Consider the following 14,586-nt stretch of genomic DNA (forward strand, 5'->3'; position numbering starts at 1 on the left):
TGCCGTTGCGAGGGTGTCCAGGTCTTTCGTCACACATCGACAATGGGCGCCCTCGCGCCATGCCCGCAGGCGAACCCTTGGACTCATTCATCTAGAGGGCCGGCCCCGACACCTCGGGGGCTCGCAAGGCGATTCGCTCAGGGCCGTGCCGGGGTCGGCCCACTCCTTGCAGATGATCCGTGCGACGGCGCGGGACCCGAGGATGGCGTCACCGCCCGAACGCCGATCTTCGCAAGGAGCCCCATGCGACCGCACAGCCGCAGAGCCGTCCTCACCGCCTCCCTCGCCGTGGCGGCGGGCACACTGGCTCGCCCGGCCCTCGCCGCGCCCGGTGCCACCGCGCACACCCCCGCGGCGCCCGACGCGAAGGCGCTGAGCGCCGCTCTCGCCGGGCTGCCCGGAACCGACGCGACCGCCGCCCTCGTCCGGGTCGGCGGCACCGGCGGCAGCTGGCGGGGCAGCGCGGGCGTCCACGATCTGGCGAGCGGACGGGCGGCCGACCCCGATGCCCTGTTCCGGGCCGGTTCGACGACGAAGGTGGTGACGGCGGCGGCCGTGCTGCGGCTCGCGGCCCAGGGCGCGGTCGACCTGGACGCACCGGTCCAGCGTTACCTTCCCGCCCTGCTCGGCCCGGCGTTCGAACCCGTCTCCGTACGCCGGTTGCTGAACCACACCAGCGGCATCAGGGCGGGTGACGGCTGGGGCGAGGACTTCGATGACCAGTACGCACACCGCTTCGAGACGTTGTCCCCGGCCCAGGTGGTGGCGTCGGCGGTGGCGAAGGGTCCGGAGTTCGCCCCGGGTGAGCGGCAGCAGTACCTGAACATCAACTACACCGTCCTCGGGATGCTGATCGAGGAGGTGACGGGGCGCTCGTACGCCTCCGAGGCCGCCCGGCTGGTGCTGCGCCCCGCCGGGATGACGCACACGTACTTCCCGGGCACCGACCCGCGCATCCGCGGCCCGCACAACCACGGTTATCAGCTGGTACGGAACGCCGACGGGACCACCCGGTTCGTGGACGTCACGGACTGGAACCAGGCGGACCGCTTCGCGGCGGGCGACATGATCTCGACGGCGGCGGATCTGGAGCGGCTGATCACGGCGCTGTTCCGGGGCCGGATCGTCCCACGGCCGCAGCTGCGGGAGATGGTCACGCTTCCGCGGGACATCGCGGACGCCACCTACAGCGCCGGACTCCAGCGGTTCGAGTACGGGCACACGGTCTACTGGATCAAGTCCGGTGCCCGCTACGGCTACAGCACGGCGCTCGCCGCCACCCGCGACCTGCGCCGCACACTGGTGTACTCCGTCAACTCCACCGATGCCAAGGGCACGTCGATGAACCCCGTCGCCGAGCGCATCGCCATGGCGGCGCTCAAGCCGTAGCGAGCCGGGGCGGGTCCGCGCGCCGGCGAGCGCGCGGTTGGGGGGGGGTGCGTGCGCGCGGGTGGGTGGGCGTGCGCGGGTGGGCGGGCCAAGGGCAGGGCGGTCACTGGCAAAGCAGGGGGAAAGGAATCGCTCCACGGCCCGTCAACCGCCGTGTGATGGCCGGGTGGCAACGCGGTGTTCACGCGGGCGCCGTCGAGGGCCGCCAGTGTGCGGTGCCTGTCAGCTCACCTGCACGTCAGAGAGGTCACCATGACCGCACAGGCAGATACGTCGGACAGAGCACCGCAGTCCCCCGAAAGGCTCAGCCGCCGTCACGCCCTGGGCCTGCTGGGTACCGCGGGGGCCGGCGCGGCGGTAACCCCGTTGCTGGGCGCGGGCCCGGCCGAGGCCGCCGTCCCGTTCGGCGCGCCGGCTCTCCACCTCACCGCGGACTCGTCCGGCGCGCCCCCGGTCCAGGGCCTGCACCTGACCTTCGGCGCGGACCCGTGCACCCAGATGACCGTGTCGTGGATCACCGACACGCCGGTGACCAGGCCCGAGGTGCACTACGGCACGCTGAAGCACGGTTTCGGGTCCAGCGTGGCGGCCCGCACGGTGAGTTACCTGGACGGCACGTCCAACCGTACGGTCCACGTCCACCACGCCACGCTGAACCGGCTCACTCCGGGCACCGACTACGTCTACCTCGCCACGCACGAGGGGACGACGCCCGACAGCGGTACGTTCCGCACCGCCCCGCGCGGACGGATGCCGTTCACCTTCACCAGCTTCGGCGACCAGTCCGCTCCGCAGGTGACGTGGGCGGCGGACGGCACCGTGGCGCTCGACGCGAACTCGACACCCGCCACGAAGGACATCGTGACGGGCATCGAGCAGGTCGCCCCGCTGTTCCATCTCCTCAACGGCGACCTGTGCTACGCCAACCTCGACGTCGACCGGGTCCGTACCTGGAACAACTTCTTCACCAACAACACCCGTTCGGCGCGGTTCCGCCCCTGGATGCCGGCCGCAGGCAACCACGAGATCGAGAAGGCGAACGGCCCGCTCGGCCTCGGCGCCTACCAGGCGTACTTCTCCCTCCCCTCCACCGAGACCGACCCGGAACTCGCGGGCCTGTGGTACGCGTTCACGGCCGGTTCGGTGCGGGTGATCGTGCTGCAGAACGACGACAACTGCCTCCAGGACGGCGGCGACGTCTACATCAGCGGCTACTCCGGCGGGCGCCAGCTCGCCTTCCTGGAGAAGGAGCTGAAGGCGGCGCGCTCCTCCCGGGACATCGACTGGGTGGTCGTCGCCATGCACCAGGTCATGATCAGCTCCTCGGACGCGAACGGTGCCGACCTGGGCCTGCGCCAGAAGTACGGTCCCCTGTTCGACCGGTACGGCGTGGACCTGGTGCTGTGCGGTCACGAGCACAACTACGAACGCTCGCTGGCCGTCCGCGGTGTCGTCGCGGGCAGCGAGACCCTGACGCCCCGTCCGGCCTCCCAGGCCACCGACGCCATCGACACCGGGCTCGGCACCGTGCACATGGTGCTCGGCGGTGGCGGTGTCTCGGGGACCACCAACGAGAAGTTCTTCACCGACGGCACCGCGAAGGTGATCACCGCGGTGTCCGCGACGGCGGGCGCGAACGGCAAGCGCACCTCCACCTACGTCAAGGAGGAGGCGGTCTGGGTGGGCGTCCGCGACGTCGAACACCCCTACGGCTTCGCGGCCTTCACCGTCGATCCGGGCCGGCACGCCGGTGACACCACCCGGATGCACGTGACGTACTACAACGTGAACAAGCCGCACGGCGAGCTGTCGGTGTTCGAGACCTTCACCCTGCACCGCAAGCGCTCCGACGGCCACACCGGCTGACCCTGCGCGGAGCCACCGCCGACGCTGACGCATACGGGCCGGACGGCCGCCGCCGGCCGCCCGGCCCGTGACCCGCCGCATTTCCGCCGCCGTGCAGCCGCCTCGCGCCGGTACCGGCACGGGGCGGTGCCGGCACGGGGCGGTGCCGGCACGGGGCGGTGCCGGCACGGGGCGGTGCCGGCACGGGGCGGTGCCGGCACGGGGCGGTGCCGGCACGGGGCAGGACGGTTCACCGACCGGCGGGATCTGCCCCCTGCCCGCTCCCGCTTCTGGTTGGCTCGGCGGCATGAAGTCCTCTGTGTTCGAGACCGCCACACCCGATCCGGCCGGGTATCTCAACCGGGTCGCCGGGTCCGAGGTGGGCCGCTCCTACAAACGACGCATGCTCGACGAACTGGCCTCGCGGCCGGGGCAGACGGTCCTCGACCTCGGCTGCGGCAGCGGTGCCGATCTCGAAGCGCTCGCGGCAGCGGTCACCGCGTCGGGCACGGTCATCGGCATCGACCACGACCAGCACATGGTGGACACGGCCCGGGCGCGCGCGGCCGGTCCGGCCACGGTGGACGTCCGGCTCGGCGACCTTCACGATCTGCCGTTGCCCGACGACGCGGCCGACCGGGCGCGCACCGATCGCGTACTTCAGCATGTCGCCGAACCCCGTACGGTGCTCGGCGAGATCCGCCGGGTCCTGCGGCCGGGCGGACGGCTGGTCATGGGCGAGCCCGACTGGGAGACGCTGGCCGTGGACCATCCGGACGGCGACCTGACCCGTGCGTACACCCGCCACGTGGCCGAGCGGGTGATCCGCAACGCGGGAATCGGCCGGCAGCTCCCCAGACTGGCGGCCGAGTCCGGTTTCACGGTGCCCGAGGTCGTCCCCGTCACCCCGGTCTTCCGGAACGTCCGTGCCGCCGACCGGATCCTCGGCCTGGAGCGCTGCACACGGCGGGCCGTCGCCGCCGGCTACTTCACTGCCGAGGCGGCACGGACCTGGCTGACGCACCTCGCGCAGGGCCCCTTCCTGGCGACGGTGACGTTCTACGTCGTCGTCGCCGAGGCGTGAGGAGGCGAGCTCCTCCGGTCGTCACCCGGAGCCCTGCAACGGGCCGGGCCGGTGCCTACTTCCCGGTGCCCACGGGGTCGACGGTGATGGCGGAGCCGGAGCCGTCGGTCACCGGGACGTTGATGCTGACGGGCAGGGTGAAGGAGTGGGTCTCGTCGGGCGGGGTGACGACGAGGCTGGTGAAGGTCGCGCCGGTGCCGCCCGAGTCGTTCGGCGGGTAGTGCAGGGTGAACCGGGTCTCCTCGCCGGGCTGCACGCTGACCTGCGGCGCGGAGAGCTTGCTCCGGTCGGCGCTGACGGTGCCGTCCTTGCCCTTGAGGTCGGCGCCCGGGAAACCGTGGAGGGTGCAGGCGGCGGAGCCGGTGTTCTTGAGGTTGACGATGAGGGTGCCTTCCGCCATGCCGCCGGAGGTGCTGAAGCCGAGTTGCGAGGTCTGGCAGGCGCCGGAGCCGCCGCCCGCGACCTGGCCGCCGTTGACGGCTTCGTGGCCCGTGGACGCGCCGGCGGAGCCCTGCGTACCGGAGTTCTGGGAAGCGGAGTCCCCGGCGGAGGGGGAATCGCTCGTACCGGAAGACCCGCTGTCGTCGCCCTGGCAGGCGGTGACCGATAGGCCCGCGGCGACGGCGATGGCGAGGAGGGAGAGCTTCTGGACGCGCATGGTTGCCTTTCAGGGCGTTCCCGCTCACTTTGCAGGAGCGAGCAACAGTGACGGCTTGCTGATCAACTAGACCACGCGGGCGCTTGAAGGGTTCCGATCAACATCGCATCGACATTGCATCGGCATCGCTCCCCTACATTCCGGCCACACCGGCTTCGCGGGGCCGGGGCAACGCCCTGCGGAGCCGGGCCGCCGGGGCCGGAGGCGGGGCCACCGCCCGCGCGCGACGGCAGCAGCCCCGAACCGGTACTCGGACCGGGCGGCCGGGTGGTCCGAGCCGCCCAGCCGTCTAGCCGAACTGTCCGACCTGGTAGTCCCCGGCGGGCTGCCGGACGATGACATTCAGCCGGTTGAAGGAGTTGATCAGAGCGATCAGGGAGACCAGAGCGGTGAGTTGCTCCTCGTCGTAGTGCTTGGCGGCGTTCGCCCAGACCTCGTCCGTGACGCCCGCCGAGTCGGCGATACGGGTGCCCTGTTCGGTCAGCTCCAGCGCGGCGCGCTCGGCATCGGTGAAGACCGTGGCCTCCCGCCAGGCCGCGACCATGCTGAGCCGCACCGCGGTCTCACCGGCCGCGGCCGCCTCCTTGGTGTGCATGTCGAGGCAGAAACCGCATCCGTTGATCTGACTCGCGCGGATCTTCACCAGTTCCTGCGTCGCCGAGGGCAGCGACGTGTCCCCCAGCGCCTTGCCCGCAGCGGTGAAGTGCTTCAGGATCTTGGCCACGGTCGGGTTGGCCAGGACGTTCAAACGGGCTTCCATCGTGTGCTCCTCTGTCGTTGTCGACGGCTGCACACAGAGGACGCAAGGAACCGACCAGATGTGACATGGGCCGGTGTGATCCGGGTCTCCGACGCCACCTGCCCTTACCCCGATCGTGCCCTTACGGGCGCCCGAGTCCCCGGACCGCCACTTTGCGTTCAATGCATCGTTGATGTGGCTGCATAGTTTCAGCCACCATGAACTCAGCTGACCAGCACACTGACGGGCTCACCCGACGCGGTCTCATCGTCGGCGCCGTCGCCGCCTCGCTCGTCGCCTCCGGCGGCGTCGCGAGCGCGAACCCCGCCCGGCAGAGCGGAGCGAGACCGGCCGGGAGCGGCGGTACCGTTCCCGGCGACCCGGCCCGTGGCGATCTCGGCTTCTCCGTCCCGCAGTACCTGACGACCGTGCCCGGGGAGTCGGTCGAGGTGGACCGGGTGGACCGTCCCGTGGCCCCGGGTATCGTCCTGACCACCTTCAACACCTTCGGCCGCAGCGGCTGGACCCGGGTGCACGTGCTCAACGCCGACCTGGGCGACCGGTCGGTCGGCGTCGACCTGGTCGCCGCCGGGGTGAGCGACACCCGCCCGGTCTCGGCCGCGGCCGACGCGCAGCACTCGGTCGCCGCCGTCAACGGTGACTTCTTCGACATCACCGAGACCAACGCGGCCATCGGCCCGGAGGTCCAGAGCGGCCGGTTGCGCAAGGGAACGAACCAGCACTCCACCGTCGCGATGATCGGCGCCGACCGGGTGGCCCGGCTCGCCGACTTCATGATCTCCGGCACGGTCACCGTGGCCGGCACGAAGCGGACGCTGGCCGCCCTCAACTCCGCCGGCGTGCCCGCGGACGGCATCGCCGTGTTCACCCCGCAGTGGGGGCCGGGCAGGCGCACGCTCATCCCGGGGTCGGGTCCCTACACCGAACTCGTCGTCGCGGACGGCAGGATCACCTCGGTGGGCAGCGCGCTGACCGACACGGCCGTACCGGACAACGGTCTGGTCGTCCTCGGCCGCGGTGCCGCCGCCGCCCAGCTCGCCGGCGCCCGCCAGGGCGACCCCGTCACCGTGGCGTTCGAGCCGAAGACCGACAGCCCGTCGGCGCCGCACATGGCGCTCGGCAGCAACGCGGTGCTCGTCCGCGGCGGCACGGCGATCACCTTCCCGCCCAATGACGGCAACGACGCGCTCAAGCCGCGCACGGCCATCGGCTGGCTGGACGGCGGACGCCGCCTGCTGCTCGTCGCGATCGACGGATCGGCCGAGTTCTCCGCCGGGCTCAGCTTCAACGACACGGCCAAGCTCCTGGTGCGGCTCGGCGCCACCGAGGCGTTCATGCTCGACGGCGGCGGGTCCACCGAGATGGTCGCCCGGCGTGCGGGCGACAGCGCGGTGAGCGTCGTCAACACCCCCTCGGACGGCGCCGAGCGGCCGGTGCCCAACGGCGTCGGCCTGTTCGGCCCGAAGGGCTCCGGCATCCTGCGCGGACTCGACGTTCGGCCGGTGGCCGACCGGGTGGTGCCCGGACTCACCCTGAACGTCGTCGTCAACGGCTACGACGAGACGTGGTCACCCGTGCCGATCGACCGGCACCCGGTCACCTGGACGGCCCGGCCAGGCTCGCTGGGCCGGGCGGACGACGGTGTCTTCCGGGCGAAGAAGCCGGGCACCGGCACGCTGCGCGCCCAGTCCGGCCCCGCCCGCGGCGAGAGCGAACTGCGCGTCGTCGGCGAGCTGCACCGGCTGGCCTTCGCCCAGCGGGCGGTCACGATCGGACCCGGCGCGACGACGGCCGTCGATCTCGTCGGCCACGACGCCGACGGGTTCAACGCCCCGGTGTCGGCCCACGACGTGACGCTCGACTACGACAAGGCCGTGATCAGCGTGACCGCCCGCGCCGACGGGCGTCTCGGCGTCACCGCGGCCGCGGACGCGAACACCAAGGCCGCGATCGTCACGGCCACCGTGGGACCGGTCGCGGCGAAGCTCGCGGTGACCGTGGGTCTGAGCGCCTCGTCGCTGGCCGAGTTCGAGCCGGGCGAGACCTGGACCGCGGTCTCCGCCCAGGGCACCGCGTCGGTCGACATCGTGCCGGCGGCCGACCGGCCCGGCGCCGCCGCGGACAACCACGCCGTGCGCCTCACCTACGACTTCACCGGCAAGCCCAGCACCTCCGCGGCCTATGTGGTGGCGTCCGCGCCGATCACCCTGCCCGCCGGGACCAAGAAGCTGTCGTTGTGGGTCTACGGCGACGGCCGGGGTCACTGGCTGCGCGCCATGCTGCGCTCGCAGGGCACCACGAATGTGCCGTTCACCTTCACCACCGCCGTGGACTGGACGGGCTGGCGCCAGGTCGTCGGCGACCTCCCCACCGGCTTCTCGGATCCCGTCACCCTGCTGCGCCTCTACATCGCCGAGACGTCGCAGACCAACAAGAACGCCGGGCAGTTGACGTTCGACGCGCTCGCCGCCCAAGTCGGCCAGCAGCCCGACACCACCGAGGCACCGCAGCCGGACCCGTACGTGATCGAGCAGGGCGGCCTCCCGCACGGCCGGTGGACGTTCGCGGTCCTGTCCGATCTGCATGTCAGCGCCGCGGCGGGGCCCGACTCCTTCTCGGCGCGGCAGGCGGCCCTCGCGCTGGACCAGGCCGTTGCCGACAAGCCCGACTTCATCCTCATCAACGGCGACTTCGTGGACAACAACGGCGCCGCGGACTTCGACCTCGCCAACAAGCTGCTGAGCGAGCACGTGCCGAGCGGGCTGCCGGTCCACTGGACTCCGGGCAACCACGAGGCCGGGCTGTCGGCCACCGGGGGGCTCGACGCCTTCCTGGCCGCGACGGGCCGGCCGAACAAGCAGGTCTTCGACCACAAGGGCACCCGGTTCATCCTGCTGGACTCGCACACCGGCGACATGCGCACGTCCGACTGGGACCAGGTGCCGTTGCTGGAGTCCGAGTTGGCGAAGGCCGCGAAGGACCGGTCGGTCACGGGCGTGGTCGTCTCCTTCCACCACCCGCTGCACGACCCGTCCGGTGCCGAGGCGTCGCAGCTGTCCGACCAGTTGCAGGCCGGCCTCATCAAGCGCTGGCTCGCGGACTTCCGGGAGACCTCGGGGAAGCCGATCGCCCTGTTCACCGGTCATGCCCACACCGCGTCGGTCACCCGCGCCGACGGCGTGCTCGAAGTCACCACTCCGGCCGTGGGCAAGACGCCCTACAGCTCGCCCGACCAGGGCGGGTTCTTCGGCTGGATGAACGTCGGTGTCGATCCGCGCCCCGCTCGGATCAGGGCCGGACAGCCCAGCCCGGAGACCCGGGACTGGCTCCAGGCGGAGAGCCGGCCGCTGATCGACGGGATCACACTGTCGGCGCCCGGCCAGATCCCGGTGGGTTCCCGGGCTGCGGTCTCCGCGACCGCCACCACCAGCGAGTTCGGCCTCACCTTCCCGTTGCGCTTCCCGGCCAGCGTCGTCTGGGGCGGGGACTCGGGGCTCGTGGTGGCCCGGTCCGCGTCCGAGGTCCGAACGGCCACGCGCGGCCCGAAGACCCGTGCCGTACTGGATCTGACGTCCGGCACGCTCATCGCCGTACGCCCCGGGACGGTCACCGTCACGGTGACGTCGGGCGGTCTGACCGGCACGGCGACCGTCGACCTCGTCTCGTAACGGGGCGGGTTCCCGCCGCTCACGGCCGACGGAGTCGGCCGTGAGCGGCGCGGCGAACCCGGCCCGCGCCGGTGGAGGCGTACGCCGGGGAGAGCACCGCAGTCCCGGCGCCCCCGGGGTGGTCGCTACAGCGTGCGCCCCATCCGGTCCGCGACCAGTTGCACGAAGCGGGCGGGTTCCTTGGGGCGTCCGCCCTCGGCGAGCACCGCCAGCCCGTGCAGCAGTTCCGCGGTGTCCGTCAGCTCCGCACGGTCCGCACTCTCCTCGTACGCCTGGTGGAGGCCCCGCACGAGCGGATGGCCGGGGTTGAGTTCCAGGATGCGCTTGCTCGTGGGCACCTCCTGCCCCATGGCGCGGTACATGTCCTCCAACGCGGGCGTGAGGTCGTCGGTGTCGGAGACGACACAGGCCGGGGAGACGGTGAGGCGCGACGAGAGGCGTACGTCCTTGACGTCCTCGGCCAGTTGCTCCTTCATCCAGCCGAGCAGAGCGGCGTACTCCTCGTTCTGCTTCTCCTTCTCCTCGTCCGTCCCCTCGTCGGCGTCGGTCCCGAGGTCGATCTCGCCCTTGGCGACCGACCGCAGCCGCTTGCCCTGGAACTCGCCGACGGCGTCCACCCAGACCTCGTCGACCGGGTCGGTGAGCAGCAGCACCTCGACGCCCTTGGCGCGGAACGCCTCCATGTGGGGGGAGTTCTCGATGTTCTGCCGGGACTCGCCGGTGATGAAGTAGATGTCGTCCTGACCGTCCTTCATCCGCTCCACGTACTCCTGGAGCGTGGTCGGCTCCTCGCCGTGGGTACCGGCGAAGGACGCCACGGCCAGGATGGCGTCGCGGTTGTCGGAGTCGGTGATCAGCCCTTCCTTGAGGACCGCTCCGAACTCCCGCCAGAAGCCGGCGTAGCGCTCCGCGTCGGCCGCCCTCATGTCCTTGATCGCGGACAGCACCTTCTTCGTCAGCCGCCGCTGGATCAACTGGATGTGCCGGTCCTGCTGGAGGATCTCGCGGGAGACGTTGAGCGAGAGGTCCTGCGCGTCGACCACGCCCTTGACGAACCGCAGGTACGACGGCAGCAGCGCCTCGCAGTCGTCCATGATCAGGACGCGCTTGACATAGAGCTGAAGGCCGCGCTGGTGGTTCTGGGTGAACAGGTCGTGCGGGGCGTGCTCCGGCAGGAACAGCAGGGCCTGGTACTCGAAGGTGCCCTCGGCCTGGAGCCGGACGGTCTCCAGCGGGGCGCGCCAGTCGTGGCTGATGTGCTTGTACAGCTCGTGGTACTCGTCGTCGGAGACCTCGTCGCGCGAGCGGGCCCACAGGGCCTTCATCGAGTTCAGGGTCTCGGGTTCGGCCGTGGCCTCGTCGCCCTCGCCCTTCTCCGGGGCCATCCGGATGGGCCAGGTGATGAAGTCCGAGTACCGCTTCACGATCTCCCTGATCTTCCAGGGGGCGGTGTAGTCGTGGAGTTGGTTCTCGGGGTCGGCCGGCTTGAGGTGGAGGGTGACTGCGGTGCCCTGCGGGGCCTCGTCGACGGCCTCCAGGGTGTAGGTGCCCTCGCCGTGGGAGCTCCACCGGGTGCCCTGGGTCTCGCCGGCCCTGCGGGTCACCAGGGTCATCTCGTCGGCCGCCATGAAGCCGGAGTAGAAACCGACGCCGAACTGGCCGATGAGCCCCTCGGCGCCGCCGGTGTCCTTGGCCTCCCGCAGTTCCCGGAGGAACTCGGCGGTCCCCGAGTTGGCGATGGTGCCGATGAGCCGCCCGACCTCGTCGTACGACATGCCGATGCCGTTGTCGCGCACGGTGAGCGTGCGGGCTTCCTTGTCGGCCTCGATCTCGATGTGCAGATCGGAGGTGTCCGCGTCGGGCGCGTCGTCGCGCAGCGCCGCCAGACGCAGCTTGTCCAGTGCGTCGGAGGCGTTGGAGACGAGTTCGCGCAGGAAGACGTCCTTGTGCGAGTAGACCGAGTGGATCATCAGCTGGAGCAGCTGACGGGCCTCTACCTGGTACTCAAACGTTTCGGTCGGCATGTTCGGTGTGTCCCTCACAGGTCCTGCTCGCCGGATCTGGCGAGCATCACTGTAAAGCACCAAGTCAGCGCACAGCCGCCGTTGTTCGCCGAACGGGGCGTCCTCTTGTGTCCGGCGGGTGGATGTTCCATGCTCTGCGCCGTCCGCCCTCCGCCGCGTCTCCGGGACTCGTATGAACCCCACCGGTACCCCGGGCCCGCCCGCCGAGCCCGGTCCCGGCCTGCCCGGACCGCCGGGCGGGACGGCCACGGACCGCGGTGCGGACGACGGCGAGCCAGGCGCTGCGCCGGGGCTGTCCCGCACGGTGCGGATCGGCTACGGGCTCGGTTCCCTCGCGACCGGCACCTTCGGCACCGTCCCCGGGCTGATCCTGCTGTACTGCCTGACCGATGTGCTGGCCGTCGCGCCCGCGGTGGCCGGGGCGGCGGTCTTCCTGCCGAAGGCATGGGACGTCGTGGTCAACCCGCTGGTGGGGGCGCCGGCCGACCGCAGCCGGGCACAGGGCGGCTCCCGCCGGCCCTTCCTGCTGGCCGGCGCGCTCACCCTGCCGCCGCTGTTCGCGCTGGTCTTCGCCGCTCCCCCGCTGCACGGCGCGGGCGCCGCCGGATGCGTCGCCGTGCTGTTCCTGCTGGCGGCGACCGCGTACGCGGTGTTCCAGGTGCCGTACGTGACGCTGCCCGTGGAGCTGGCCGAGGACCCGGTCGAACGCGGCCGGCTGCTGGGCTGGCGCGTCGGCTTCCTCGGTGTCGCCATCCTGCTGTCGGGGGCGCTGGCGCCCGCCATCGCCCAGGCCGGGGAGGATTCCCGGGCCGGCTACCGGACGATGGGTGTGGTGGTCGCCGCGCTCCTCGCCGCGGGGATGCTGGGGGCCTGGCGCGGCACCCGGCACGCCCCGGTCGCCGCGCGCAGCGAGGCGGAGGGGCCGCTGCGCGCGCAGTTCGCCGCCGTCCGCGGCAACCGTGCCTTCGCGGCCCTGGCCGGCATGTGGACGGCCCAGGCGCTCGCGGTCGGCACGATGCTCGCGGGTGTCCAGTACTTCGCCACGTACACCATCGGCTCGGCAGGTGCCGTCACACCGCTGTTCGCCTGCATGATCGGCCCTCTCGTGCTGGTGATGCCGCTGTGGAACCGGCTCGCCCGCGCCCGGGGCACGGAGCGGGCCCAGTGGTGCGCCTCGTTGCTGTTCACGGCCGGCGCCGCGGCGCTGTTCCTGGCCCGGTACACGCACGCCGCCGTCGGGTACGCGGCGGCGGCCCTGGTCGGTGTCGCCTACGCGGGCCTTCAGTTGCTGCCGCTGACCATGCTGGCGCAGATGCTGTCGGCGGACGCCGCGCGCACCGGACGGCGCCGCGCCGCGACCTTCACCGGGCTGTGGACGGCGGCCGAGACGCTGGCGCTGGGACCCGCGGTGTTCGCGCTGGTGCTGGCGGTCACCGGGTTCCGCGCGTCCGCCGCCGACGAGGAAGTGGCCCAGCCTGCCTCGGCCCTCACCGCGGTCGCCGTAGGGACGAGTGTGCTGCCCGCCCTCGTCTCCCTGGCCGCGCTCCTGCTGCTCGGCCGCTACCGGCGGGAGTCCGCCGCCCCGGCCGCCGCCCTCACCCGCGCACAGAGAGAGAAGGACCGTGCCCCCTGACCCCGCCACCGCGACCACCGAGAACACCGAGACCGCCGTTCCCGCGCTGCCCGCCGGCCGCCCGGCCGACGAGTTGCTGGCCGAACTGCGCGAGCTGCGCGCCGGTGACGCCCCGACCCGGGGCGGCCGGACGTTCGCCTATGTCTACGACGCCGGGCTGCCCGGCCTGGACGAGCTGGCCGCCGCCGCGTACGGCGTCTTCGCCACGGTCAACGGCCTGGACCCGACGGTCTTCCCGAGCGTGGCGCGGCTGGAGAACGACGTGGTGGGCACGGTGGCCGCGGTGCTGGGGGCGCCCGGCGCGCAGGGCAGTTTCACCAGCGGCGGCACGGAGTCGATCCTGCTGGCCGTGAAGACCGCCCGCGATCACGCCCGTGCCGTGCGCGGGGTGACCCGGCCGCAGCTGGTGCTGCCGTCGACGGCGCACGCGGCCTTCCACAAGGCGGCCCACTATCTGGGTCTGGAGACGGTGGTGGTCCCGGTCGACCCGGTGACGTTCCGCGCCGTCGCGCCGGCCGTCGCGGACGCGGTCACCGACCGGACCGCGCTGGTGGTGGCGTCGGCTCCGTCGTACGCGCACGGCGTACTGGATCCGGTCGCCGAGATCGCGGCGGCCGCGGCCGAACGGGGCGTGCTGTGCCATGTCGACGCGTGCATCGGCGGCTGGTACCTGCCGTTCCTCGCCCGGACGGGCCGCCCGGTCGAACCGTTCGGCCTCTCGGTGGTGGGGGTGACCTCGGTCTCGGTGGATCTGCACAAGTACGGCTACGCCGACAAGGGGGCGTCCGTCGTGCTGTACCGGGACGGCGAACTGCGCCGCCACCAGTACTTCGCGCACGCCGACTGGCCCGGTTACCCGGTGGTGAACCCGACGGTGCAGGGCACCAAGCCGGGCGGGCTGCTGGCGCAGGCATGGGCGGTGCTGCACCACCTCGGCGACGCCGGGTACACGGCGCTGGCCCGCCGCGTCGCGCGGGCCGCCGAGGAGTTGCTGCCCGGGCTGCGGGCCACGGACGGCATCCGGGTGCTCGGCGAACCGGCGGGCAGTCTGGTCGCGTTCACCGTGACGGGCCCGGGGGGCGCCCCCGACCTGGGCCTGGTGCTTCAGGTGGCGGACGAGATGCGGGACCGCGGCTGGTACCTCCAGCCGCAGCTCTCTCACGCCGGGCTGCCGCCGAACCTGCATCTGACGCTGACCCCGGCGACCGGCGACCGGGTGGCGGCGCTGCTGTCGGACCTCGCCGGGGCGGTCGCGGCGGCCCGGGCGAGCGAGCCGGTGACCGTGGATCCCGCGCTGGCCGAACTGGCCGTCGGGCTGGACCCGGACAGGCTGACGCCCGAGGACGTGGCGAACTTCGTGGCCTTCGCGGGGCTGGGCGAGGGGCAGGGGCTGCCGGCCCGGACGGCGCCGGTGCTGGTCCTGCTGGACGCGCTGCCGCCCCGGCTCAAGGAGCGCCTGCTGACGGAGTTCATCGGTTCGCTGTTCCGTATCTGACGCCCCCGTGGACGCGGGGGGGGTCGACGG

At 72.2% G+C, this 14,586-nt stretch carries 9 protein-coding genes; 6 read left to right on the top strand and 3 right to left on the bottom strand.

The window, feature by feature from the left end; genetic code table 11:
• The first annotated feature begins 243 nt into the window (after positions 1–243).
• The 3 genes from ACFY2B_RS41825 (at position 244) to ACFY2B_RS41835 (ending at position 4,318) form a co-directional block, all read left to right on the top strand.
• Positions 244–1,389: a serine hydrolase domain-containing protein gene (locus tag ACFY2B_RS41825; protein ID WP_390768306.1), complete on the top strand. Its 1,146-nt coding sequence runs from the start codon at positions 244–246 to the stop codon at positions 1,387–1,389.
• A 252-nt stretch (positions 1,390–1,641) separates the two neighbouring features.
• Positions 1,642–3,255 carry a purple acid phosphatase family protein gene (locus ACFY2B_RS41830; protein ID WP_390768307.1) on the top strand — a complete coding sequence of 538 codons (1,614 nt, stop codon included), beginning with the start codon at positions 1,642–1,644 and terminating at the stop codon, positions 3,253–3,255.
• A gap of 286 nt (positions 3,256–3,541) precedes the next feature.
• Positions 3,542–4,318, top strand: a complete 777-nt coding sequence (locus ACFY2B_RS41835) for a methyltransferase domain-containing protein (protein ID WP_390768308.1) — start codon at positions 3,542–3,544, stop codon at positions 4,316–4,318.
• A 55-nt stretch (positions 4,319–4,373) separates the two neighbouring features.
• Here the strand turns inward: ACFY2B_RS41835 and ACFY2B_RS41840 are convergent, their stop codons facing one another.
• Both ACFY2B_RS41840 and ACFY2B_RS41845 read right to left on the bottom strand, forming a co-directional pair.
• Entirely contained in the window at positions 4,374–4,976 is a 603-nt protein-coding gene (locus tag ACFY2B_RS41840) for a DUF4232 domain-containing protein (RefSeq protein ID WP_390768309.1), read from the bottom strand.
• A 289-nt stretch (positions 4,977–5,265) separates the two neighbouring features.
• Positions 5,266–5,736, bottom strand: coding sequence for a carboxymuconolactone decarboxylase family protein (locus ACFY2B_RS41845; RefSeq protein WP_390768310.1), 471 nt, complete (start codon positions 5,734–5,736; stop codon positions 5,266–5,268).
• Between the two features lie 197 nt (positions 5,737–5,933).
• Here ACFY2B_RS41845 and ACFY2B_RS41850 point away from each other — a divergent pair, with 197 nt between their 5' ends.
• Positions 5,934–9,404, top strand: coding sequence for a phosphodiester glycosidase family protein (locus ACFY2B_RS41850; protein ID WP_390768311.1), 3,471 nt, complete (start codon positions 5,934–5,936; stop codon positions 9,402–9,404).
• A 125-nt stretch (positions 9,405–9,529) separates the two neighbouring features.
• Here the strand turns inward: ACFY2B_RS41850 and htpG are convergent, their stop codons facing one another.
• A complete protein-coding gene (gene htpG, locus ACFY2B_RS41855) occupies positions 9,530–11,428 on the bottom strand; it encodes a molecular chaperone HtpG (protein WP_390768312.1) in 1,899 nt (632 codons plus the stop codon).
• Positions 11,429–11,600: 172 nt separating this feature from the next.
• Here htpG and ACFY2B_RS41860 point away from each other — a divergent pair, with 172 nt between their 5' ends.
• Together ACFY2B_RS41860 and ACFY2B_RS41865 are read left to right on the top strand one after the other, a co-directional pair.
• Positions 11,601–13,061, top strand: a complete 1,461-nt coding sequence (locus ACFY2B_RS41860) for an MFS transporter (RefSeq protein ID WP_390768313.1) — start codon at positions 11,601–11,603, stop codon at positions 13,059–13,061.
• The gene (locus ACFY2B_RS41865) at positions 13,051–14,556 is read left to right on the top strand and encodes a pyridoxal phosphate-dependent decarboxylase family protein (protein ID WP_390768314.1); all 1,506 of its coding nucleotides are present in this window, start codon (positions 13,051–13,053) and stop codon (positions 14,554–14,556) included. Before ACFY2B_RS41860 ends, ACFY2B_RS41865 begins: the two co-directional genes overlap by 11 nt.
• Positions 14,557–14,586 lie beyond the last annotated feature (30 nt).

Origin of the sequence: Streptomyces sp. NPDC001270, assembly GCF_042896695.1 — a bacterium.
Taxonomy (GTDB): Bacteria; Actinomycetota; Actinomycetes; order Streptomycetales; family Streptomycetaceae; genus Streptomyces.

Bases quoted from the DNA above. Each gene is read 5' to 3' on its own strand.
- ACFY2B_RS41825 (WP_390768306.1), top strand. From the start codon at position 244: ATGCGACCGCACAGCCGCAGAGCCGTCCTCACCGCCTCCCTCGCCGTG.
- ACFY2B_RS41830 (WP_390768307.1), top strand. From the start codon at position 1,642: ATGACCGCACAGGCAGATACGTCGGACAGAGCACCGCAGTCCCCCGAA.
- ACFY2B_RS41850 (WP_390768311.1), top strand. From the start codon at position 5,934: ATGAACTCAGCTGACCAGCACACTGACGGGCTCACCCGACGCGGTCTC.
- htpG (WP_390768312.1), bottom strand. From the start codon at position 11,428: ATGCCGACCGAAACGTTTGAGTACCAGGTAGAGGCCCGTCAGCTGCTC.
- ACFY2B_RS41860 (WP_390768313.1), top strand. From the start codon at position 11,601: ATGAACCCCACCGGTACCCCGGGCCCGCCCGCCGAGCCCGGTCCCGGC.
- ACFY2B_RS41835 (WP_390768308.1), top strand. From the start codon at position 3,542: ATGAAGTCCTCTGTGTTCGAGACCGCCACACCCGATCCGGCCGGGTAT.
- ACFY2B_RS41845 (WP_390768310.1), bottom strand. From the start codon at position 5,736: ATGGAAGCCCGTTTGAACGTCCTGGCCAACCCGACCGTGGCCAAGATC.
- ACFY2B_RS41840 (WP_390768309.1), bottom strand. From the start codon at position 4,976: ATGCGCGTCCAGAAGCTCTCCCTCCTCGCCATCGCCGTCGCCGCGGGC.